Raw genomic sequence first — 21,489 nt, 5'->3', positions numbered from 1 at the left:
TCCACCATACAGCGCCGGGTTGTAAGCCCGAGACCTTTTGCTCAGGCACGACCGATATCGGCGAACTTCGCCTGGGTGTGTTCGGCCAACACGGCAGGCGCCAGTTCGACTTCCAGACCGCGCCGCCCGGCGCTGACGAAGATGCTGGAAAACGGCTGGGCCGAATGATCGATAAACGTGCGCAGGCGCTTCTTCTGCCCGAGCGGGCTGATACCGCCCAACAGATACCCCGTCGAACGCTGCGCGGCGGCAGGATCGGCCATTTCAACTTTTTTCACGCCTGCAGCCTGCGCCAGCGCTTTTAAGTCCAGACTTCCGACGACCGGCACCACCGCTACCAATAACTCCCCCTTCTCGCTGGCCGCCAGCAACGTCTTGAACACCTGCGCGGGATCCAGGCCCAGTTTTTCCGCGGCCTCCAGACCATAGGACGCTGCCTTCGGATCATGTTCGTAACTGTGCACGCGATGTTCGGCACGAACTTTTTTCAACAAATCCAATGCGGGGGTCATGACAGCTCCAGACTTGGCGGCAGAAGAAAAATACTGCGCAGGATTCTAGGTCATTGATCGATAAAAGGCTCTATTGCGCTGCTATTTCCAAGGATTGGCCGGGCTTTCGGTCGTTCGTCCACACGCCTCTCGCCAGATGAACGATGCGATCATTCACAGGACTAATAGTTTAAATATGACTGATGGTTCACTTTCGACCTTTGACAGCAGTGCTTCTTGTCTATATTTTTTCGAATGCGAACACAGCACGAACGTCTCACCGCAGCACCCGGCAGTAAGCCGAGCACAGGATGGGGATCCTGCCTCGGTGAAAATCGCGCTTTGACCTCGATGGAAAAGCGCCAGACAACAACAAAAACGAGGTTTTCAATGACAACTGCTTTACAACAACCGTCGCTCTCGAGCCAATGCATGGCCGAGTTTCTGGGCACTGCACTGCTGATCTTTTTCGGTACCGGCTGCGTCGCCGCGCTCAAGGTCGCGGGTGCCAGCTTCGGACTGTGGGAAATCAGCATCATCTGGGGGGTTGGCGTCAGTATGGCGATCTACCTCACCGCCGGCGTTTCCGGTGCGCACCTCAACCCTGCCGTGAGTATCGCGCTGAGCATTTTCGCTGACTTCGAAAAGCGCAAACTGCCTTTTTATATTTTCTCCCAGGTTGCCGGCGCCTTCTGCGGGGCATTGTTGGTTTACACGCTGTACAGCAACCTGTTCTTCGATTTCGAACAAACTCACCAAATGGTTCGTGGTACCGAGGCCAGCCTTGAATTGGCCTCAGTGTTCTCCACCTTCCCGAACCCTGCCCTGTCCACGGGCCAGGCCTTTCTGGTTGAAGTGATCATCACCGCCATTCTGATGGGCGTGATCATGTCGCTTACCGACGACAACAATGGCCTGCCCAAAGGACCGCTGGCGCCGTTGTTGATCGGCCTGCTGATTGCCGTGATCGGCAGCTCGATGGGGCCGCTGACCGGTTTCGCGATGAACCCGGCCCGCGACTTCGGTCCTAAACTGATGACTTTCTTCGCAGGCTGGGGTGAAATTTCCTTCACTGGCGGACGCGATATCCCGTACTTCCTGATTCCGGTTTTCGCACCGATTGTTGGTGCCTGTCTCGGTGCTGCAGCTTATCGCGGGCTGATTGCCCGTCATCTGCCCAGCGCCATACCTGCTACAAAGGACGCAGCACTGGCCATTGACGGCAAACCAAGAACGTCTTGAAACCGTTGGCGCGTGATCCTGCCCATTTTGATCCCGCGCCTGACTTCACTTCCTTATTTCGTCCAAGGCAATCGACATGACCGACATTCAGAATAAGAACTACATCATTGCCCTCGATCAGGGTACGACCAGCTCCCGCGCGATCATTTTCGATCGCGACGCGAACGTGGTTTGCACCGCCCAGCGTGAATTCGCACAGCATTACCCGCAAGCCGGTTGGGTCGAACACGACCCGATGGAAATCTTCGCCACCCAGAGCGCCGTGATGGTCGAGGCCCTGGCTCAAGCCGGCCTGCATCACGACCAGGTCGCGGCCATCGGCATCACCAACCAGCGCGAAACCACCGTGGTCTGGGACAAGACCACTGGCCGCCCTATCTACAACGCGATCGTCTGGCAGTGCCGCCGCAGCACCGAAATCTGCCAGCAGCTCAAGCGCGATGGCCACGAGCAATACATCAGCGACACCACGGGCCTGGTTACCGACCCGTACTTCTCCGGCACCAAGCTCAAGTGGATCCTCGACAATGTCGAAGGCAGCCGTGAGCGGGCGCGCAAGGGTGAACTGCTGTTCGGCACCGTCGACAGCTGGCTGATCTGGAAATTTACCGGCGGCAAGGTGCACGTCACCGACTACACCAACGCCTCGCGCACCATGCTCTTCAACATCCACACGCTGGAGTGGGACGCGAAGATGCTGGACGTCCTCGACATCCCGCGCGAGATGCTGCCGGAAGTTAAGTCCTCGTCCGAAATCTACGGCCACACCAAAAGCGGCATCGCCATTGGCGGTATCGCCGGCGACCAACAGGCCGCCCTGTTCGGCCAAATGTGCGTCGAGCCAGGCCAGGCGAAAAACACCTACGGCACCGGTTGCTTCCTGTTGATGAACACCGGCGACAAAGCGGTGAAGTCCAAGCACGGCATGCTGACCACCATCGCGTGCGGTCCGCGTGGCGAAGTGGCCTATGCGCTGGAAGGCGCGGTGTTCAACGGTGGCTCCACCGTGCAGTGGCTGCGTGATGAACTGAAGATCATCAACGACGCCCACGACACCGAATACTTCGCCAACAAGGTCAAGGACAGCAACGGCGTGTACCTGGTGCCGGCCTTCACCGGCCTGGGCGCTCCGTACTGGGATCCGTATGCCCGTGGCGCGCTGTTCGGCCTGACCCGTGGCGTACGCGTGGATCACATCATTCGTGCAGCGCTTGAGTCGATTGCTTACCAGACCCGTGACGTTCTGGACGCCATGCAGCAGGATTCCGGCGAACGCCTGAAAGCCCTGCGCGTGGACGGCGGCGCAGTGGCGAACAACTTCCTGATGCAGTTCCAGGCCGACATCCTCGGCACTCAGGTCGAGCGTCCGAAAATGCGCGAAACCACCGCGTTGGGCGCCGCTTACCTGGCGGGTTTGGCCTGCGGCTTCTGGGGCAGCCTGGAGGAGTTGCGCGGCAAGGCGGTGATCGAGCGCGAGTTCGAACCGGCGCTGGACGAAACCGCGAAGGAAAAACTCTACGCTGGCTGGAAAAAAGCCGTCAGCCGCACTCGCGACTGGGAACCGCACGAAGGAGCTGAATAAGCCAGGGACCGGACTCGTATCCGGTTGTAACTGGTCGGGAGCGGATTCCTGCGGCATCATGGGCAAATTTTGCACGGCAGCCCAAAGGAAGCCCCATGAATCTGCCTCCCCGTCAGCAGCAAATCCTCGAACTGGTCCGCGAACGCGGCTATGTCAGCATCGAGGAAATGGCCCAGCTGTTCGTCGTTACACCGCAAACCATCCGCCGCGATATCAATCAACTGGCGGAAGTGAATCTGTTGCGTCGCTATCACGGCGGCGCAGCCTACGACTCCAGCGTCGAAAACACCGCCTACGCCATGCGCGCCGATCAGATGCGCGATGAAAAGCAGCGTATCGGCGAAGCCATTGCGGCGCAGATTCCCGATCACGCCTCACTGTTCATCAATATCGGCACCACCACCGAATCCATTGCTCGGGCGCTGCTCAACCACAGCCACCTGAAAATCATCACCAATAACCTGCATGTGGCCTCGATGCTCAGCGCCAAGGACGACTTCGACGTGCTGCTGACCGGTGGCAACGTACGGCGTGACGGTGGCGTGGTCGGTCAGGCCAGCGTCGACTTCATTAACCAGTTCAAGGTCGACTTCGCCCTGGTCGGCATCAGTGGTATCGATGAAGACGGCAGCTTGCTGGATTTCGACTATCAGGAAGTGCGGGTGTCCCAGGCGATCATCGCCAACGCCCGACAGGTGATTCTCGCGGCGGATTCCAGCAAATTCGGACGCAACGCCATGATTCGCCTGGGGCCGATCAGCCTGATCGATTGCCTGGTCACCGACCAGCCGCCTTCGCCGGCCCTGGCGCAGTTGTTGAGCCAGCACAAGATCCGGCTGGAGGTCGTGTAAGCACATCCCCCCTGTGGCGAGGGGGCTTGCCCCCGTTCGGCTGCACAGCAGACGCCAATCAGACAACATGTTCTTCCTGAGATACCGCGGTAGCCGGTTTTAGGGCCGCTTCGCAGCCCAGCGGGAGCAAGCTCCCTCGCCACAAAAAGCACTCTCCACCATCATTCAATGTTCGAAAATTTTCCTTTAACCGCCCTTCGATCAGTATTTTCAATCGAAGCTGGCTGGTCGTGGACGTCTTTATGGGCTAGTATTTTCGCAAATGAACATTAATGTTCGAATTCAAATATAGAAATCCAAAAAAACCGAGGCCAGCCGATGCCCACTTCTACCTTGCCTACGCCCCCTCTCGCCGAGGTCTACGATATCGCCGTCATTGGTGGTGGGATCAATGGCGTGGGGATCGCAGCGGATGCCGCCGGTCGCGGCCTTTCGGTGTTCCTTTGCGAAAAGGATGATCTGGCCAGCCACACCTCGTCGGCCAGCAGCAAGCTGATCCACGGTGGCCTGCGCTACCTGGAGCATTATGAATTCCGCCTGGTGCGCGAAGCCCTGGCCGAGCGCGAAGTGCTGCTGGCCAAGGCACCGCACATCGTCAAACAGATGCGCTTCGTGCTGCCGCACCGCCCGCACTTGCGTCCGGCCTGGATGATCCGCGCCGGCCTGTTCCTTTATGACCACCTCGGCAAACGGGAAAAACTCGAAGGCTCGAAAAGCCTGAAGTTCGGCCCGGACAGCCCGCTGAAAAGCGAAATCACCAAAGGCTTCGAATACTCCGATTGCTGGGTCGATGACGCACGCCTCGTGGTGCTGAATGCCATGGCTGCCCGCGAGAAAGGTGCCCACGTTCATACACAAACCCGTTGCGTCAGTGCCCGTCGCGCCAAGGGCCTGTGGCACATGAACCTGGAACGCGCCGATGGCAGCCTGTTTTCGATCCGCGCCAAGGCACTGGTGAATGCTGCTGGCCCATGGGTCGCCCAGTTCATTCGTGACGACCTGAAGATGGAATCGCCGTACGGCATCCGTCTGATCCAGGGCAGCCACCTGATCGTGCCGAAATTGTACGAAGGCGAACACGCGCACATTCTGCAAAACGAAGATCAGCGCATCGTCTTCACCATTCCGTACCTGAACCACTTCACCCTGATCGGCACCACCGACCGCGAGTACACCGGCGACCCGGCAAAAGTGGCGATCACTGAAGGCGAAACCGATTACCTGCTGAAAGTGGTCAATGCCCACTTCAAGAAACAACTCAGCCGCGCGGACATCCTGCACAGCTACTCCGGCGTTCGTCCGCTGTGCAACGACGAATCCGACAACCCGTCGGCTGTCACCCGCGACTACACCCTGGCGTTGTCGGGTTCTGGTGAAGACGCGCCGTTGCTGTCGGTGTTCGGCGGCAAGCTGACGACCTACCGCAAACTGGCCGAGTCGGCGCTGGCGCAACTGGCCCCGTACTTCACGCACATCAAGCCAAGCTGGACCGCCACCGCGCCCCTGCCCGGTGGCGAAGACATGACGACTCCGCAGGCGTTGAGTTCGCGGATCCGCGACAAGTTCGACTGGATCCCCACCGAAATCGCCCGTCGCTGGTCCACCACTTATGGCAACCGCACCTGGCGCATGCTCGAAGGCGTGGAAAACCTCGGTGACCTGGGTGAACACATCGGCGGCGGCCTCTACACCCGCGAAGTCGACTACCTGTGCAGCGAAGAATGGGCGACCACCGCCGATGACATCCTGTGGCGCCGCAGCAAGCTTGGGCTGTTCACCACTGCGGCGGAACAGCAGAAGCTCAAGGATTACCTGAACAAGCTCGAACAGAACCGCAGCAAGATCGAAGCGGCCTGATCGGATATCCGGTTAAACCAAAGCCCCTGAATCTCACGATTCAGGGGCTTTTTCATACCCCGTGATCCATTCGGTTTTCCGAACGCGACTTGTCGGTCGGTTCGGTAAACCGGATCGCCCGACAACAATTTCTATGCCATAAATATTTAATACCCTTAAAAATCAACAACTTGTTCCATATCGCCCGGTCTGGCACGAGTCATGCTCTACACTCTCGGACGAATGTTTGTTGTGCTACTCCTTCAAGAGCCGTCAGGCATTCGAAGCACCAAAAAGGGCCGATGAACTGGCTCCATATAAAAACAATGTCGAGGAAAATTTGATGCGCATCGTTCCCCATCTCCTGGGCGCAGCCATTGCTGCCGCTCTGATTAGCACTCCAGTTTTCGCCGCCGAACTCACCGGCACACTGAAGAAGATCAAAGAGTCCGGCACCATCACCCTCGGGCATCGTGACGCTTCCATTCCGTTTTCCTATATCGCGGACGCTTCCGGCAAACCGGTTGGCTACTCCCACGATATCCAGCTGAAAATCGTCGAAGCCATCAAGAAAGACCTGGACATGCCCAACCTCCAGGTCAAATACAACCTGGTGACCTCGCAAACCCGTATCCCGCTGGTGCAGAACGGCACCGTGGACGTCGAGTGCGGTTCCACCACCAACAACGTCGAGCGTCAGCAACAAGTTGACTTCTCCGTCGGCATCTTCGAAATCGGCACCAAGCTGCTGACCAAGAAAGACTCGCCTTACAAAGACTTCGCCGATCTGAAAGGCAAGAACGTCGTGACCACCGCCGGCACCACGTCCGAGCGCATCCTCAAGTCGATGAACGCCGACAAGCAGATGGGCATGAACGTGATCTCCGCCAAAGACCATGGCGAATCCTTCCAGATGCTGGAAACCGGCCGTGCCGTGGCCTTCATGATGGACGACGCCTTGCTGGCCGGTGAAATGGCCAAGGCCAAGAAGCCGGATGACTGGGCCGTGACCGGCACACCACAGTCCTTCGAAATCTACGGCTGCATGGTTCGCAAGGGCGACGCGCCATTCAAGAAAGCCGTCGACGACGCAATCATCGCGACCTACAAGTCGGGCGAGATCAACAAGATCTACGACAGATGGTTCCAGTCGCCGATTCCACCAAAAGGCCTGAATCTGATGTTCCCGATGAGCCCCGAGCTCAAGGCCCTGTTCGCCAATCCGACCGACAAAGCGGCTGACGAAAAGAAATCCTGATTTCTGACTAACCTTATCCCCTGAAAAGGCCTCTGCCCTTTCAGGGGTTGTCACTCCCTGCTGGCATTTTTGGAAACACTCGAACCGGTGGCTGTCGAGCCGTTCGCGTGTGCCTGTGCGTCATGCTCAGGCGGGAACGGAGCTTCCCCAGGCGGGCACTTGTACATCGATCGAATCCGAGGGGAGACCCTAATGAATTACAACTGGGACTGGGGCGTGTTCTTCAAGTCCACCGGCGTGGGTAGCGAAATTTATTTCGACTGGTACCTCTCCGGTTTGGGCTGGACCATCGCCATCGCCGTCGCCGCCTGGATCATCGCGCTGCTGCTGGGCTCGATCCTGGGCGTCATGCGCACGGTGCCGAATCGCATCGTATCGGGCATCGCGACCTGCTACGTCGAACTTTTCCGTAACGTGCCGCTGCTGGTTCAGCTGTTCATCTGGTACTTCCTGGTGCCCGACCTGCTGCCGCAAAACCTGCAGGACTGGTACAAGCAGGACCTGAACCCGACCACCTCGGCCTTCCTCAGCGTCGTCGTGTGCCTGGGCCTGTTCACCACGGCTCGCGTTTGTGAACAAGTGCGCACCGGTATCCAGGCGCTGCCCCGCGGCCAGGAATCCGCTGCCCGCGCCATGGGTTTCAAGCTGCCGCAGATCTACTGGAACGTGCTGCTGCCCCAGGCTTATCGCATCATCATTCCGCCGCTTACCTCGGAATTCCTGAACGTGTTCAAGAACTCCTCCGTCGCGTCGCTGATTGGCCTGATGGAGCTGCTCGCGCAGACCAAACAGACCGCCGAGTTCTCCGCCAACCTGTTCGAAGCCTTCACCCTGGCCACGCTGATCTACTTCACGCTGAACATGAGCCTGATGCTGCTGATGCGCGCGGTCGAGAAGAAAGTCGCCGTACCGGGCCTGATTTCCGTAGGGGGTAAATGATGGAATTCGACTTCTCGGGCATCATTCCGTCCCTGCCGGGCATGTGGAACGGCATGGTCATGACCCTCCAGCTGATGGCCCTGGGCGTGAGCGGCGGGATCATCCTCGGCACGATCCTCGCGTTGATGCGCCTGTCCCACAGCAAACTGCTGTCGAACATTGCCGGCGCCTACGTTAACTATTTCCGCTCGATTCCGCTGCTGCTGGTCATCACCTGGTTCTACCTGGCGGTGCCGTTCGTACTGCGCTGGATCACCGGAGAAGACACCCCGATCGGCGCGTTCGCCTCGTGCATCGTGGCGTTCATGATGTTCGAAGCCGCGTACTTCTGCGAAATCGTCCGGGCTGGTGTGCAGTCGATTCCCAAGGGCCAGATGGGCGCTGCCCAGGCCCTGGGCATGACGTATGGCCAGATGATGCGGTTGATCATCCTGCCGCAAGCGTTCCGCAAGATGACCCCGCTGCTGTTGCAACAGAGCATCATCCTGTTTCAGGACACCTCGCTGGTCTACGCGGTTGGCCTGGTGGACTTCCTCAATGCCTCGCGTGCCAGTGGTGACATCATCGGCCGCTCCAATGAGTTCCTGATCTTCGCAGGTCTCACGTACTTCATCATCAGCTTTGCCGCCTCGCAGCTGGTCAAGCGTCTGCAAAAAAGGTTCGCCGTATGATCTCTATCAAGAACGTCAACAAGTGGTATGGGGACTTCCAGGTACTGACTGATTGCAGCACCGAGGTCAAAAAAGGCGAAGTGATTGTGGTGTGCGGGCCGTCCGGTTCCGGCAAATCCACCCTGATCAAGTGCGTCAACGCCCTGGAACCGTTCCAGAAAGGTGACATCGTGGTCGACGGCACCTCCATCGCCGACCCGAAGACCAATCTGCCGAAACTGCGCTCGCGCGTGGGCATGGTGTTCCAGCATTTCGAACTGTTCCCGCACCTGACCATCACCGAAAACCTGACCATCGCGCAGATCAAGGTGTTGGGCCGCAGCAAGGAAGAAGCCACCAAGAAAGGCCTGCAACTGCTTGAGCGCGTCGGCCTGTCTGCCCATGCGCATAAGCATCCTGGCCAGCTTTCCGGTGGCCAGCAACAGCGTGTGGCGATTGCCCGTGCGCTGGCGATGGACCCGATCGTCATGCTGTTCGACGAACCGACCTCGGCGCTGGACCCGGAAATGGTCAACGAAGTACTCGACGTGATGGTGCAACTGGCCCACGAAGGCATGACCATGATGTGCGTGACCCACGAAATGGGCTTCGCCCGCAAGGTCGCGGACCGGGTGATCTTCATGGACGCCGGCAAGATTATCGAAGACTGCAAGAAAGAAGAATTCTTCGGTGATATCAACGCCCGCTCCGAGCGCGCGCAGCATTTCCTCGAGAAGATTCTGCAGCACTAAGAAGGAAGACACCGCTCCCCCTGTGGGAGCGGGCTTTTGTGGCGAGGGGGCTGCTGTGGCGAGGGTGCTTGCCCCCGTTGGACTGCGTAGCCGTCCCAATACCTGAATACTCGGATTGTCAGATACAACCCGAATCCAGATATTGGGGCCGCTTCGCGACCCAACGGGGGCAAGCCCCCTCGCCACAAAAGCCCCCTCGCCACACAGCAACTCCCACAGAACCCGTGGGGATATGGATATTTGTGTTGTGGTTGACCCAAGGCATCTGTGATGAAATGCGACTCCACTCTCTATCGCGCCGCGCCGCCATCACTCGCCGTGAAACCCCGTTTGATTCGCCATCTGTTCCTGCCGCCGCTGATCATCGCCCTGATGATCGGATTGGGTTACATCGGCTTCTGGGTCAGTGAACACTATGGCATTCGCAGCCTCAGCGAGAACGGCCAGCGTCAGCTGGAACTGCACGCGCGCGCCGTCGAAAGCGAGATCAGCAAATACACCTACCTGCCCAGCCTGCTGGAACTCGAATCGAGTGTTTCCAAGCTGCTGGCCGACCCGTCGCCGGAACACCGGCAGACGGTCAACGAATACCTCGAAGGCCTGAACCGGCGCAGCCGCAGTCGGGCCATTTATGTGATGGACACCACCGGCCGCGTACTGGCCACCAGCAACTGGCGCGATGTCGACAGTTATCTGGGCGAAGACCTGTCCTTCCGCGCCTACTTCCAGAACGCCGTGCGCGGCCAGCCGGGGCGGTTCTACGGCATCGGCAGCACCAGCGGCGAACCTGGCTATTACCTGGCTCATGGCCTGGAGGAACACGGCAAGATCACCGGCGTCGCGGTGGTCAAGGTGCGCCTTGAAGCCATGGAAGAACGCTGGCAGCGCGCGCGCCTGGAAGCGTTCGTCAGCGACGAGAACGGCATCATCATTCTCTCCAGCGATCCGGCGCGGCGGCTCAAGTCGGTGCTGCCGTTGAGTGACGACACCAAGGAACGCCTGGCCCGCAGCCTTCAGTACTACTGGTATCCGCTGAATGAACTGCAACCGCTGGCCCGAGAGAAACTGGCTGAAGGCGAGGAAAAACTGACCTTCCCCGCCAACAGCGAACTGGTGTCCGATGAAGAGAACATCAGCTACCTGTCGCAAACCCGGCCGCTGAGCGACACCCCGTGGAATTTCACCCTGCTCACGCCCCTGCAAGACCTGCGGCGTGAAGCGATCAATCAGGGGATTCTGGTGGCGGTGGCGTTTGCCCTGGTGGCCTTCCTGCTGATCGCCTGGAACGAGCGGCGCAAAGTGATCGCCACCCGCCTCGCGGCGCGGGAAGCCTTGCAGGAAGCCAACAATCAACTGGAGCGTCGGATTACCGAACGCACCACTGACCTGCGTGCCAGCAACGAACGGCTCAAGGGGCAGATTCGTGAGCGTCGACAGGCTGAAGAAACCTTGCGCCGCGCTCAGGATGAACTGGTCCAGGCCGGCAAACTGGCGGCCATCGGCCAGATGTCCACCAGCATCGCCCACGAATTGAACCAACCGCTGGCAGCCTTGCGGACCTTGTCCGGCAATACCGTGCGCTTTCTGGAGCGCGGTCAGCTGGATGTAGCCAGCACCAATCTCAAGACCATCAATGAACTGATCGACCGCATGGGCCGGATTACCGCCAGCCTGCGTTCTTTCGCCCGGCGTGGCGATGACCAAGGCCAGGCCAGCCTCGGCAAAGGCGTGGACGCCGCCCTGCAATTGCTGGGCAGCCGGATGGAGAACGTGCCGTTGCAATTGCATCGCGACTTTGCCGACGTGCAGGTGCAGATCGACCAGACCCGTCTGGAGCAGATCCTGGTCAACCTGATCGGCAACGCGCTCGATGCCATGCAGTCGCAGCCCCAACCGACGTTGTGGCTCGAAGGCGAGGAATACGACGGCAAGTATCGCCTGCGGGTGCGCGACAACGGCCACGGCATCGATGCCGAAGCACGCAAGCATCTGTTCGAACCGTTCTTCACCACCAAACCCGGCGAACAGGGCCTGGGCCTCGGCCTGACCCTGTCGGCGAGCCTGGCAGCCGCCACGGGCGGGCATCTGGGTGTCGAACACCCGGCCAGCGGTGGCACCACCTTCGTCCTCAGTTTACCGTTGGTAAGCCCCACTCCCGCCGAGCCAATATGAACAACGACCTTAGTGTGCTGATCGTCGAAGACGACCCCCATGTGCTGCTCGGTTGCCAACAGGCACTGACGCTCGAAGACATTCCCTGCATCGGCGTCGGCAGCGCCGAAGAAGCGCTGGAGCGGGTGGGCGATAACTTCGCCGGCATCGTCATCAGCGACATCCGCCTGCCGGGCATCGATGGCCTGGAACTGCTGACCCGGCTCAAGGCCCGTGATCGCAGCCTGCCGGTGGTGCTGATTACCGGCCACGGCGACATCTCGATGGCCGTCGGCGCGATGCAGAAAGGCGCCTACGACTTCATGGAGAAACCTTTCTCCCCCGAACGCCTGGTGGACGTCGCCCGCCGCGCGCTGGAGCAACGCAGCCTGGCGCGGGAAGTCACCTCGTTACGTCGACAACTGTTCGAGCGTGATTCCCTCGAAGGCCGGATCATCGGTCGCTCGCCGGCCATGCAAAACCTGCGGGAACTGATCGCCAACGTCGCCGATACGTCGGCCAACGTGCTGATCGAAGGCGAGACCGGCACCGGCAAGGAACTGGTTGCGCGCTGCCTGCACGACTTCAGCCGCCGGCACAGCAAACAGTTCGTCGCGCTGAACTGCGGTGGCCTGCCGGAGAATCTGTTCGAAAGCGAAATCTTCGGCCACGAGGCCAACGCTTTCACCGGTGCCGGCAAACGGCGGATCGGCAAGATCGAACACGCCGATGGTGGCACGCTGTTCCTCGACGAAGTGGAAAGCATGCCGCTGCCGTTGCAGATCAAACTGCTGCGGGTGCTGCAGGAACGCACCCTCGAACGCCTGGGTTCGAACCAGAGCGTGGCGGTGGATTGCCGGGTGATCGCCGCGACCAAGTCCGATCTGGATGAGTCGAGCAAGGCTGGCGAGTTTCGCAGCGACCTGTATTACCGCCTGAACGTGGTCACCCTGGAACTGCCACCGCTGCGCGAACGCCGCGAAGACATCCTGCAATTGTTCGAGCACTTTTTGCAGCAGTCATCCCTGCGCTTCGACCGCTCGCTGCCTGAACTGGACAACCAGACCGTGTCGATTCTGATGAGCCACGACTGGCCAGGCAACGTGCGCGAACTGCGCAACGTCGCCGAACGCTTCGCCCTCGGCCTGCCGGCCTTCAAGAAGACCGGCGCCAGCGGCAGCAATCAGGGCCTGGCCTTCGCCGAAGCGGTGGAAGCTTTCGAACGCAACCTGCTCAGCGATGCCTTGCAGCGCAGCGGCGGCAACCTGACCCAAGCCAGCCAGGAGCTGGGAATGGCCAAGACCACGCTGTTCGACAAAGTGAAGAAATACGGGCTGAGCCACTGATGGACCTGATTTTCAAAGCAACCCTGGGCGCGGCGGTAGTGGTGATCCTCGCCATGCTGGCCAAGACCAAAAACTATTACATCGCAGGCCTGGTGCCGCTGTTTCCGACCTTTGCGCTGATCGCTCACTACATTGTCGGCAAAGGACGTTCACTGGATGACCTGAAGACCACCATCGTGTTTGGCATGTGGTCGATCATTCCGTACTTCGTCTATCTGGCGACCTTGTATGTGATGGTCGACCGGATGCGGCTGGAGGCTTCGCTAGCGGTGGCGGCAGTGGCGTGGTTGATGGCGGCGACGGTGCTGGTCAGCGTGTGGGTGCGCCTGCACGGCTAACCCCCTTTCCTTGAAATCTGTGACTTGTGAACTGTGAACTGTGGCGAGGGAGCTTGCTCCCGCTCGGGTGCGCAGCAGCCGCAAAACCGGTGTACCTGGTATCTCTGACGGAAACAGTCGCTGTTATTGGGGCTGCTTCGCAGCCCAGCGGGAGCAAGCTCCCTCGCCACAAAAGCGCTCCGCGACCGCGATCAGTCCACGCGTCCACCTTTTTCTTCGCTCATGATCTGCCGTATCGCGCCAACAAACGCCTCCACCGGCTGCCCGCCAGTGACGGCGTACTGCCCGTTGAACACCACCGTCGGCACTGAACTCACGCCGCGCGACAACCACAACTGTTCTTCCTCGCGAACCTCTTTGGCGAATTCGTCCGAAGCCAGAATCGCCTCAGCCCGCTGCCGGTCCAGCCCGACGCTTTCGGCGATCTGTACCAATTGCCCGTGATCGGACGGATTGCCGCCCTCAGTGAAATACGCCTTGAACAACGCCTCTTTGAGGTTGAGCTGCAACCCTTCCAGCCCCGCCCAATGCAGCAAGCGATGAGCATCGAAGGTGTTGTAGATGCGGCTGTTGCCGTCCGTGCGAAAGGCAAACCCGACCTCGGCGCCGCGCGCGCGGATCATTTCGCGGTTCTTCTGCGACTGTTCAGGCGTCGAGCCGTATTTTTCGGTGATGTGTTCGGTGATGTTCTGCCCTTCGGGGCCCATCTTCGGGTTCAGTTCGAATGGCTGGAAACGGATCTCGGCCTGGACTTCGTCACCCAGCAAATCCAGGGCCCTGGTCAAGCCGTACAGGCCGACGACGCACCAGGGGCAGGACACGTCGCTGACGAAATCGATTTTCAGGGGGGTACTCATCGCTCACCTCGCAGACTTGAATCATGCCGCAAAATTCGAACGATACACCCGTAGGAGCTGCCGAAGGCTGCGATCTTTTGACCTTGATCCTGATCTTCTTCCAGATCGCTGAAGATCAAGATCAAAAGATCGCAGCCTTCGGCAGCTCCTACATGGGGGTATCAGGGACTCCACATTGGCTTCAAGTGTCAGAGAAGGTTGTGCTCAACCACCGGATCAATCTGTGCCCAGTGCGAAGTATCTTCGCGGTGGGCCTGCAAATACGGTAACACCGCCGCCAGCAATGGCGCCTTGAACGCCTCCTGAAATCGATGGGCCAGCCCCGGAATCAACTTCAACTGACTGCCACGAATGTGTGCCGCCAGGTGTACGCCATGCATCACCGGCAACAATGGATCGGCGGTGCCGTGAACCACCAGCGTCGGCACGCGAAGTTGGTTGAGCAGATCCACACGACTGCGCTCGGCAAGGATCGCCATGATCTGGCGCTTCACGCCCTCGGGGTTAAACGCCCGGTCATAAGACAGCGCCGCTTGATGCAGCAACGCTTGCCGATCATCAGTGACCGACGGACTGCCCAGCGCCGCCAGCAGATCAGCCTGTTGTTCCAGCGCCACTTCACGATTCGGCGCGCCGCGTCGCGCGAGCAACTGCACCAGCGCCGCACTCGGCGCCGGCAAGCCTTCGGCCCCCGAACTGGTCATCAACAGCGTCAGGCTCTCGACCCGCTGCGGCGCCATCGCTGCCATATGCTGGGCAATCATGCCACCCATACTCGCGCCCAAAACGTGGAATTGCTCGACGTGCAACGCGTCCATCAACCCCAGTGCATCATCGGCCATGTCCGTCAGCGTATAAGGTGCGGCCACCGGCAAACCGAGCTTGTAGCGCAGCACTTCGAACGTCAGGTTGGCCTCAACCGGCGCCTGGCGCCAAGTGGACAGGCCGACATCACGATTGTCATAACGAATCACCCGGAAACCCTGCTGACACAACGCGACCACCACTTCGTCCGGCCAGTGAATCAACTGCCCGCCCAGGCCCATCACCAGCAACAACGCAGGGTCGGACGCACGGCCGATGCTCTGGTACGCCAGACTCACCTGATCCAGATCGACCCGTTCGGTCGGAACATTGACATCGCAACGAGACGCCGCCAAAGACGGGAAATTGAACAACACAGCGATCAGAAAGACCGCTGTGGATAAAAATCGTGCACGCATGAAAAACACCGAAACGCAGAACCCCAGTAGAGCGCGAGTCTGATGAAGTTTGTTCAAGCGCGCTGCCACAGTTACGTGACAGTTTGATGAAGAGTGCCGAGCGGTCGTGGAGCATGAGAAATCTACCACTCATCGGAAAACACCCCGTACCTGTTATTTCTGACAGTAGCCAGCCTCCAGCTTAGAGACTTCAATCCTCTGACGCACCAATGCCGCAGCTGTTCAGGCACCATCTCAAAATCGGAGCATGCTATGAGCGTTTTTACAGCCGAACAGTTGGCCGCACTGCAAATAGAAAGCCCGCTGCAACCGGTCGATCTTTTCGCCGAGATAAAGTCAGAGGGGGTATTTACGCTGGATGGAATACTCAATCTGTTTCCTGCCCTGATTCCTGGCTGGCACAAGGTCGACTATCCCGTGGCATCGTACGGGGTCAACGCTGACGAAACGGCTGGCGCCGGAATTGGCTGGTGGATTCTCTTCATCTCCTACAAATTGATGGCGGCGCAAGACACGATACGGCTGTACATGGGCAAACGCCTTGAGCCGGGCCAGGTCCCGGATCCGACAGAGGAAGGAACCCTGATCAAGACAGTCGTGGTCCCTTCCGATCACGACAGCCAGGACATAGTCGGTTTCATTCCCAGAGCCGCCGTTGAAAGACCGGGCATCCACTGGATGTGGTACACCGTCGAGCGCACCAGTGGCAATGGTCCCGAACCCTCGGACGGAATCGTCGTATGGTTCAAGCCGACCTTCCCGGACAGCCTCGATCCGACGGGCAACTCCAGCGAACGAGTGCCTTTGCAAGCCCCTGAGTTCCCATCGATTATCGATCAGGCGATGGTAGAGGCTGGGATTAAAGTCATTGTTCCTGCCTGGCCAATCATGACCGTCGGTGACGTTATTACCCTGACGATCGGCAATCAAATCGTCGAATACACCCTCAAGAATGATGAGGTGGGCCAGAACGTTGTGATGTTCGTGTCGTCTGCCATCCTCAAGCGAATCGGTCCCGCTGACCCGTTGTTGGTGCGTTACAAAATCCGTGACCAGGTACACAACAGCAGCCTCACGTCCGAAACAGGTAAAGGAACGCTGATTCCGGAAGTTACCTATCTAGAAGCACCTTCAGTGCCTGGTTCAATAAAAGATGTTCTCCACCTCGACCACCTCGACCAGGCCTCCATGAAAGTCGAAATCTTCGTGGAACGCGCCGATGCCGTCGCTGGAGATAAAGTGGAATGCTTTCTCTACGACCCCACGACCGGAGTCACCCGATCCTATGGTCCGTTTGATTACAAAAGAGGCACCCTCGTGATCGAGGTACCTTACGAAACAGTGAAAAATCTGGCACCGGCAACTATAGAGCTCTACTACGAACGTATAAGAAAGGTGTCGGGTGTAGAGGAGCGCACCCCGTCCTTCTCCTATTTTCTGGAGCTGGTCGGCGAAAAATATCGCGGTCCCGCCCCTACAGCCCCTCAGGCCCATGGCGGCGAACTGTCGCCAGACCTTGCAGAGACGGTGGTGTATGTCGGCCCGGACATCAAGGGGCTGGAAATTGGCGATAAGGTAACGTTGACCTGTCTGAGTACGAGCGCAGGCGGCACCACTCGCCTGCAAACCTTTGAGCGATTTGTCACGCGATCGATGGTGATTCCAGGAGTGGGAACCGTCGTGCCGTTCGAGATCGATACGAGGCACTTTGACACGTACCGGAGTGGCACATTCCGGGTTACCTACACTGTAACCGGGGGAAATCACCTCGCCCCTCTGGAATCTCATGCGTTGCTTTTGCACATCGGCCCCGTCAAAAACACCTTGGGTGTCGTCGATGTCGGCAAGGATGTAAACGGTGTACTCGATCCCAAGGACATTCCTTTCGGCACGCCGGCCATTTGCCCGGCAAAGGCCCATACCCAGGTTGGCGACACGGTTTACCTCCAGGTGTGGACCGCTGATGACAGACTTGTCTGGGTCGACTCGCTACCGATTACCGCCGCTCACATCGGTAAAGACATTGAGTTCAGATTGGCATTCGAACTGATCGACTCGCTGAAACACCAGGTCATCCGTATCGACTGGCACATTGAACGCAACCGGGCACTGCCGCTGACGGCAACCGAACTGGTATTGCTCATTGGGAATGTGGCTCTGGGACTTGCCCCTCCGACACTTGTTGAAGTACCTGCTGGTAACCTAATCAATCCGCGGCACACCGAAAAAAGCACGACTGTCGAGATCGCCTACGAGGGCATGTCCACCGTCCATAAAGTCACGTTAATCGTCGCTGGGCGCTCGGGCTTTGGTAGCCCGGTCGTGCCAACGCAACAAGGGAATGCCAGCGGCACGCTGCGAATCAGCTTGCGACTGATGACCGTACCCGCCAACCTCCGCCACAGTATGAAGCTCTACTACCGTGTTTCGCAGCCTGGACTACCTGACCAATTCTCCGGCGTCACCACCTATGAAGTCACCGCGATACCCGATGAAGCCATCGTCTTTCCGAGCCTGAGCATTGCACAAGCGCCGGATCACAAGACGCTGGACCTCAGTACGTTTGAAGGCGATGCGCGCTGGAGTCTGGCGCCCTGGCTGTTTATCGCTGTCGGGACGCGAATGCGCGTAGCCTTGGGTGGAAGCAATGCGGCCGAGACTGATCACCTCATCATGTTGTTCGATGGCGTGATTACTGCGGATCATGTGAAAAGTGGGTTGAGCGGTGTCATTAACCGTCAACAACTGGAGCTGTTCAAGGATGGCTCCCAGGCGATGGGATTATCGATTGCAAACTTCAGCGATAAGGGTGGTGTCGACACGTTTTTCCCTGTTCGTGAATTAACCATCCTGAACAAGACACGGAGTCTGCTCATCAAGAAAGCGATCGATGCCAACACAGGCGCTCGGATTCTCAACGGCGGCAGCACCAAAACCAATCGTGTGACGTTGTCCGGCACGGGTAAACCGGGTAGCACACTTACACTGCTCCAAAACGATAATGTCCCGAAACCCATCGGCACATTCAAAGTGCCCGCCAACGGCAACTGGAGTTACACCTTCACCGTGACGGCCTCGTCGTTTCATCGGCTGACCGTTCAAGTGCAACCTGACGGGAAGCCCTCGAACCTATGGACGTTCAGTGTCCTGGCGCCTCAACCTCAGCCCATCACACCCCATATCTTGCTGGCACTTAATGCCAGAGGTCAGAACCTGTATGACAACGAGCGCACCACAACCTATGGCATCAGTATCAATGGCGTTGCCGCCCCCGGCACCCAGGTGCGGGTACTGCTTAATGGAGGGATCGTTCTAGACCGAATTTACGTAGGTGCAAATGGATTCTGGCAGTCGGGACTATTTGGAGTGGGTTCGGGCGTATACCAAATCAGTGTTCAAGGGATATACGGGAATTATCCAATCTCAAAAGTCTTCACTCAGTCGGTGACCTATGGCTAGACCGAAGTCTCACCAAAACAGTAGGGCCGTGCCCAGCGAATATCACTGCGCACGGCCCCGTTTAATGTTGGAGAGAGCCTGCTGCGTCCTTAAGCCAACTGACTCCGCAACTGCCGCGCCGCCGCCACCATGTTCACTAACGCCGCCTCGGTCTCCGGCCACGCCCGGGTCTTCAACCCGCAATCGGGGTTTACCCACAACCGCTCGGCCGGAATGCGCTTCACCGCTTTGCTTATCAACTTGACCATCTCGGCCGTGTCCGGCACCCGTGGCGAGTGGATGTCGTAGACGCCCGGGCCGATGTCGTTCGGGTAGTCGAAGGCTTCGAAGGCCTCCAGCAATTCCATGTCCGAGCGCGAAGTTTCGATGGTGATTACGTCGGCGTCCATGGCGGCGATGGACTCGATTACGTCGTTGAATTCGCTGTAGCACATGTGGGTGTGGATCTGGGTTTCGTCACGCACACCCGATGCACTCAGGCGGAACGCTTCCACCGCCCAGTCGAGGTATTCCTGCCATTGCGCCCGGCGTAGCGGCAGGCCTTCGCGGAACGCGGCTTCGTCGATCTGCACGATCTTGATGCCGGCAGCTTCCAGGTCGACCACTTCATCACGCAGGGCCAACGCCAACTGTTGCGCCTGGATTTTGCGCGAGACGTCTTCACGTGGGAATGACCACATCAGCATGGTCACGGGACCGGTGAGCATGCCTTTCATGACCTTGTCGGTCAGGCTCTGAGCATAGGTGATCCAGTCGACGGTCATGGCGTTTGGGCGGCTCAGGTCGCCGTAGATGATCGCCGGTTTGACGCAGCGCGAACCGTAGCTCTGGACCCAGCCGAACCGGGTGAAGGCATACCCCTCAAGCTGTTCGGCGAAGTACTCGACCATGTCGTTGCGTTCGGCTTCACCGTGCACCAGCACGTCCAGCCCCAGGCGTTCCTGGATTTGCACGGCGTGGCGGATTTCGCTGTGCATGGCATCGGTGTAATCGTTGGCCGAGAGTTTGCCTTGCTTGAAGGCCTGACGAGCCAGGCGGATCGAACCGGTTTGCGGGAACGAGCCGATGGTGGTCGTCGGGAATGCCGGCAGCTGCAAGCGCGCACGCTGCTGCTCGATCCGTTTGGCAAACGGCGAATGGCGTTGGCTGTCTGCCGCGCCGATGGCGTTGATGCGGGCCTGAACATCCGCCTTGTGGATACGCGGCGATTGGGCGCGGCTGGCCGCAATGGCACGGCTTTCAGCCAGGGCGGCTTGCACCTTGGGCGCTTGCGGATCGTTCAGGGCATCGCGCAGCACGGCGATCTCACCGCACTTCTGCACGGCAAACGCCAGCCAGCTTTTCAGTTCGGGGTCGAGTTTGTCTTCATGCGCAAGGTCCACAGGGCTGTGCAGCAGCGAGCAGGAACTGCTGACCCACAAGTTATCGCCGAAGCGCTCCTGGGCAAACTGCAGTTGTGCCAGGGCTTGCTCCAGTTCGCAGCGCCAGACGTTGCGGCCGTTGACCAGTCCCACCGAGAGAATCTTGTAGGTCGGCAGTCGATCCAAAACCTGGCCGAGCTGATCCGGCGAACGCACCGCGTCAATGTGCAAACCTTGTACAGGCAGGCCGACGGCCAGCCCGAGGTTGTCTTCCAGGCCACTGAAGTAGGTGGCCACGAGTTTTTTCAGCGGCGAGTATTGGAGGATGTGGTAAGCGCGTTCGAAGGCGTTTTTCCAGGACTGTGGCAGGTCGAGGGTCAGGATCGGCTCATCGATCTGCACCCACTCCACGCCTTGGGCGGCGAGGCGTCCGAGGATTTCACCGTAGATCGGCAGCAGGCGTTCCAGCAGGTCGAGCTTGTCGAAGTCGTTGCCTTTGGCTTTGCCCAGCCACAGGTAAGTCAGCGGGCCGATGATCACCGGTTTGACGTTGTGGCCGAGGGCCTTGGCTTCTTCGACTTCATCGAACAATTGTTCCCAGCTCAGTTTGAATGGTTGGTCTGCGCTGAATTCCGGGACCAGGTAGTGGTAGTTGGTGTCGAACCACTTGGTCAGTTCCTGGGCGTATTGCGCCTTGGCATGTTCGCCGCCGCAGCAGGTCGCGGTGGCACCACGCGCCATGGCGAACAAGGTGTCGAGGGTCGGCAGGCCGCGTTCATCCTTGGCGCTGTCGAAACGCTCGGGGATCACGCCGAAGGTCAACGAGTGAGTCAGCACCTGGTCGTACCAGGCGAAGTCGCCCACGGGCAGCAGGTCGATGCCAGCGTCTTTCTGCAATTGCCAGTGGGTGGCGCGCAATTGGCGGCCGACGCTTTTCAATGCGTCCTGGTCGAGGTCGCCCTTCCAGTAGGCTTCGAGGGCTTTTTTCAGTTCGCGGTCGGCACCGATGCGCGGAAAACCAAGTGTGTGGGCCAGGGCCATGGTGAATTTCTCTCTATAAAGGATGCTGTAAAACATGCTGCTATTGTCGACAGCTCAGCCAACATGAGACAAACTCAACCTTTTCGTGTTGATCACAAGTTTTCCTCATGGA

At 58.9% G+C, this 21,489-nt stretch carries 16 protein-coding genes; 12 read left to right on the top strand and 4 right to left on the bottom strand.

Translation table 11 applies throughout. From position 1 onward, the window contains the following. Positions 1–41: 41 nt before the first annotated feature. Positions 42–512: a Cys-tRNA(Pro) deacylase gene (ybaK, locus tag LOY36_RS05400; protein ID WP_007938929.1), complete on the bottom strand. Its 471-nt coding sequence runs from the start codon at positions 510–512 to the stop codon at positions 42–44. Positions 513–881: 369 nt separating this feature from the next. Here ybaK and LOY36_RS05395 point away from each other — a divergent pair, with 369 nt between their 5' ends. The 11 genes from LOY36_RS05395 (at position 882) to LOY36_RS05345 (ending at position 13,436) form a co-directional block, all read left to right on the top strand. Further along, complete coding sequence (locus LOY36_RS05395; protein WP_019581559.1) at positions 882–1,733, top strand: MIP/aquaporin family protein; 852 nt, start codon at positions 882–884, stop codon at positions 1,731–1,733. Between the two features lie 76 nt (positions 1,734–1,809). Next, positions 1,810–3,315 carry a glycerol kinase GlpK gene (gene glpK / locus LOY36_RS05390; RefSeq protein WP_258672505.1) on the top strand — a complete coding sequence of 502 codons (1,506 nt, stop codon included), beginning with the start codon at positions 1,810–1,812 and terminating at the stop codon, positions 3,313–3,315. A 95-nt stretch (positions 3,316–3,410) separates the two neighbouring features. Next, the gene (locus LOY36_RS05385; protein ID WP_007938932.1) at positions 3,411–4,166 is read left to right on the top strand and encodes a DeoR/GlpR family transcriptional regulator; all 756 of its coding nucleotides are present in this window, start codon (positions 3,411–3,413) and stop codon (positions 4,164–4,166) included. 318 nt (positions 4,167–4,484) lie between these two features. Continuing rightward, positions 4,485–6,023, top strand: coding sequence for a glycerol-3-phosphate dehydrogenase (gene glpD / locus LOY36_RS05380; RefSeq protein ID WP_019651352.1), 1,539 nt, complete (start codon positions 4,485–4,487; stop codon positions 6,021–6,023). Positions 6,024–6,345: 322 nt separating this feature from the next. Then, a complete protein-coding gene (locus LOY36_RS05375) occupies positions 6,346–7,260 on the top strand; it encodes a glutamate/aspartate ABC transporter substrate-binding protein (protein WP_258672504.1) in 915 nt (304 codons plus the stop codon). Between the two features lie 192 nt (positions 7,261–7,452). Continuing rightward, the gene (locus tag LOY36_RS05370) at positions 7,453–8,199 is read left to right on the top strand and encodes an amino acid ABC transporter permease (protein ID WP_018926619.1); all 747 of its coding nucleotides are present in this window, start codon (positions 7,453–7,455) and stop codon (positions 8,197–8,199) included. After that, on the top strand, positions 8,199–8,870 hold the full coding sequence (locus tag LOY36_RS05365) for an amino acid ABC transporter permease (RefSeq protein ID WP_258672503.1): 672 nt from the start codon (positions 8,199–8,201) through the stop codon (positions 8,868–8,870). The genes LOY36_RS05370 and LOY36_RS05365 overlap by 1 nt, the downstream gene beginning before the upstream one ends. Then, on the top strand, positions 8,867–9,601 hold the full coding sequence (locus tag LOY36_RS05360; protein ID WP_007938941.1) for an amino acid ABC transporter ATP-binding protein: 735 nt from the start codon (positions 8,867–8,869) through the stop codon (positions 9,599–9,601). Before LOY36_RS05365 ends, LOY36_RS05360 begins: the two co-directional genes overlap by 4 nt. A 270-nt stretch (positions 9,602–9,871) precedes the next feature. Continuing rightward, positions 9,872–11,773, top strand: coding sequence for a sensor histidine kinase (locus tag LOY36_RS05355; RefSeq protein ID WP_258672501.1), 1,902 nt, complete (start codon positions 9,872–9,874; stop codon positions 11,771–11,773). Beyond that, positions 11,770–13,098: a sigma-54 dependent transcriptional regulator gene (locus tag LOY36_RS05350; protein WP_019651348.1), complete on the top strand. Its 1,329-nt coding sequence runs from the start codon at positions 11,770–11,772 to the stop codon at positions 13,096–13,098. Before LOY36_RS05355 ends, LOY36_RS05350 begins: the two co-directional genes overlap by 4 nt. An 8-nt stretch (positions 13,099–13,106) precedes the next feature. Next, positions 13,107–13,436, top strand: a complete 330-nt coding sequence (locus LOY36_RS05345; protein WP_176466865.1) for a GlpM family protein — start codon at positions 13,107–13,109, stop codon at positions 13,434–13,436. 191 nt (positions 13,437–13,627) lie between these two features. Here the strand turns inward: LOY36_RS05345 and LOY36_RS05340 are convergent, their stop codons facing one another. Both LOY36_RS05340 and LOY36_RS05335 read right to left on the bottom strand, forming a co-directional pair. Beyond that, the gene (locus LOY36_RS05340; RefSeq protein WP_258672499.1) at positions 13,628–14,293 is read right to left on the bottom strand and encodes a DsbA family oxidoreductase; all 666 of its coding nucleotides are present in this window, start codon (positions 14,291–14,293) and stop codon (positions 13,628–13,630) included. 188 nt (positions 14,294–14,481) lie between these two features. Further along, complete coding sequence (locus LOY36_RS05335) at positions 14,482–15,516, bottom strand: alpha/beta fold hydrolase (RefSeq protein ID WP_258672498.1); 1,035 nt, start codon at positions 15,514–15,516, stop codon at positions 14,482–14,484. A gap of 252 nt (positions 15,517–15,768) precedes the next feature. Here LOY36_RS05335 and LOY36_RS05330 point away from each other — a divergent pair, with 252 nt between their 5' ends. Next, a complete protein-coding gene (locus LOY36_RS05330) occupies positions 15,769–18,975 on the top strand; it encodes a hypothetical protein (RefSeq protein ID WP_258672497.1) in 3,207 nt (1,068 codons plus the stop codon). A gap of 89 nt (positions 18,976–19,064) precedes the next feature. Here LOY36_RS05330 and metE read toward each other — a convergent pair whose 3' ends face one another. Continuing rightward, positions 19,065–21,377, bottom strand: a complete 2,313-nt coding sequence (gene metE, locus LOY36_RS05325) for a 5-methyltetrahydropteroyltriglutamate--homocysteine S-methyltransferase (protein ID WP_258674144.1) — start codon at positions 21,375–21,377, stop codon at positions 19,065–19,067. Between the last annotated feature and the right edge of the window lie 112 nt (positions 21,378–21,489).

Source organism: Pseudomonas sp. B21-019 (assembly GCF_024749225.1).
GTDB lineage: Bacteria > Pseudomonadota > Gammaproteobacteria > Pseudomonadales > Pseudomonadaceae > Aquipseudomonas.
Note: the sequence above shows the minus strand (reverse complement) of the source record. Positions and strands in the feature narration are given on the sequence as shown.

Coding starts and splice junctions, on each gene's coding strand:
- ybaK (WP_007938929.1), bottom strand. CDS start 512: ATGACCCCCGCATTGGATTTGTTGAAAAAAGTTCGTGCCGAACATCGC.
- LOY36_RS05395 (WP_019581559.1), top strand. CDS start 882: ATGACAACTGCTTTACAACAACCGTCGCTCTCGAGCCAATGCATGGCC.
- glpK (WP_258672505.1), top strand. CDS start 1,810: ATGACCGACATTCAGAATAAGAACTACATCATTGCCCTCGATCAGGGT.
- LOY36_RS05385 (WP_007938932.1), top strand. CDS start 3,411: ATGAATCTGCCTCCCCGTCAGCAGCAAATCCTCGAACTGGTCCGCGAA.
- glpD (WP_019651352.1), top strand. CDS start 4,485: ATGCCCACTTCTACCTTGCCTACGCCCCCTCTCGCCGAGGTCTACGAT.
- LOY36_RS05375 (WP_258672504.1), top strand. CDS start 6,346: ATGCGCATCGTTCCCCATCTCCTGGGCGCAGCCATTGCTGCCGCTCTG.
- LOY36_RS05370 (WP_018926619.1), top strand. CDS start 7,453: ATGAATTACAACTGGGACTGGGGCGTGTTCTTCAAGTCCACCGGCGTG.
- LOY36_RS05365 (WP_258672503.1), top strand. CDS start 8,199: ATGGAATTCGACTTCTCGGGCATCATTCCGTCCCTGCCGGGCATGTGG.
- LOY36_RS05360 (WP_007938941.1), top strand. CDS start 8,867: ATGATCTCTATCAAGAACGTCAACAAGTGGTATGGGGACTTCCAGGTA.
- LOY36_RS05355 (WP_258672501.1), top strand. CDS start 9,872: ATGAAATGCGACTCCACTCTCTATCGCGCCGCGCCGCCATCACTCGCC.
- LOY36_RS05350 (WP_019651348.1), top strand. CDS start 11,770: ATGAACAACGACCTTAGTGTGCTGATCGTCGAAGACGACCCCCATGTG.
- LOY36_RS05340 (WP_258672499.1), bottom strand. CDS start 14,293: ATGAGTACCCCCCTGAAAATCGATTTCGTCAGCGACGTGTCCTGCCCC.
- LOY36_RS05335 (WP_258672498.1), bottom strand. CDS start 15,516: ATGCGTGCACGATTTTTATCCACAGCGGTCTTTCTGATCGCTGTGTTG.
- LOY36_RS05330 (WP_258672497.1), top strand. CDS start 15,769: ATGAGCGTTTTTACAGCCGAACAGTTGGCCGCACTGCAAATAGAAAGC.
- metE (WP_258674144.1), bottom strand. CDS start 21,377: ATGGCCCTGGCCCACACACTTGGTTTTCCGCGCATCGGTGCCGACCGC.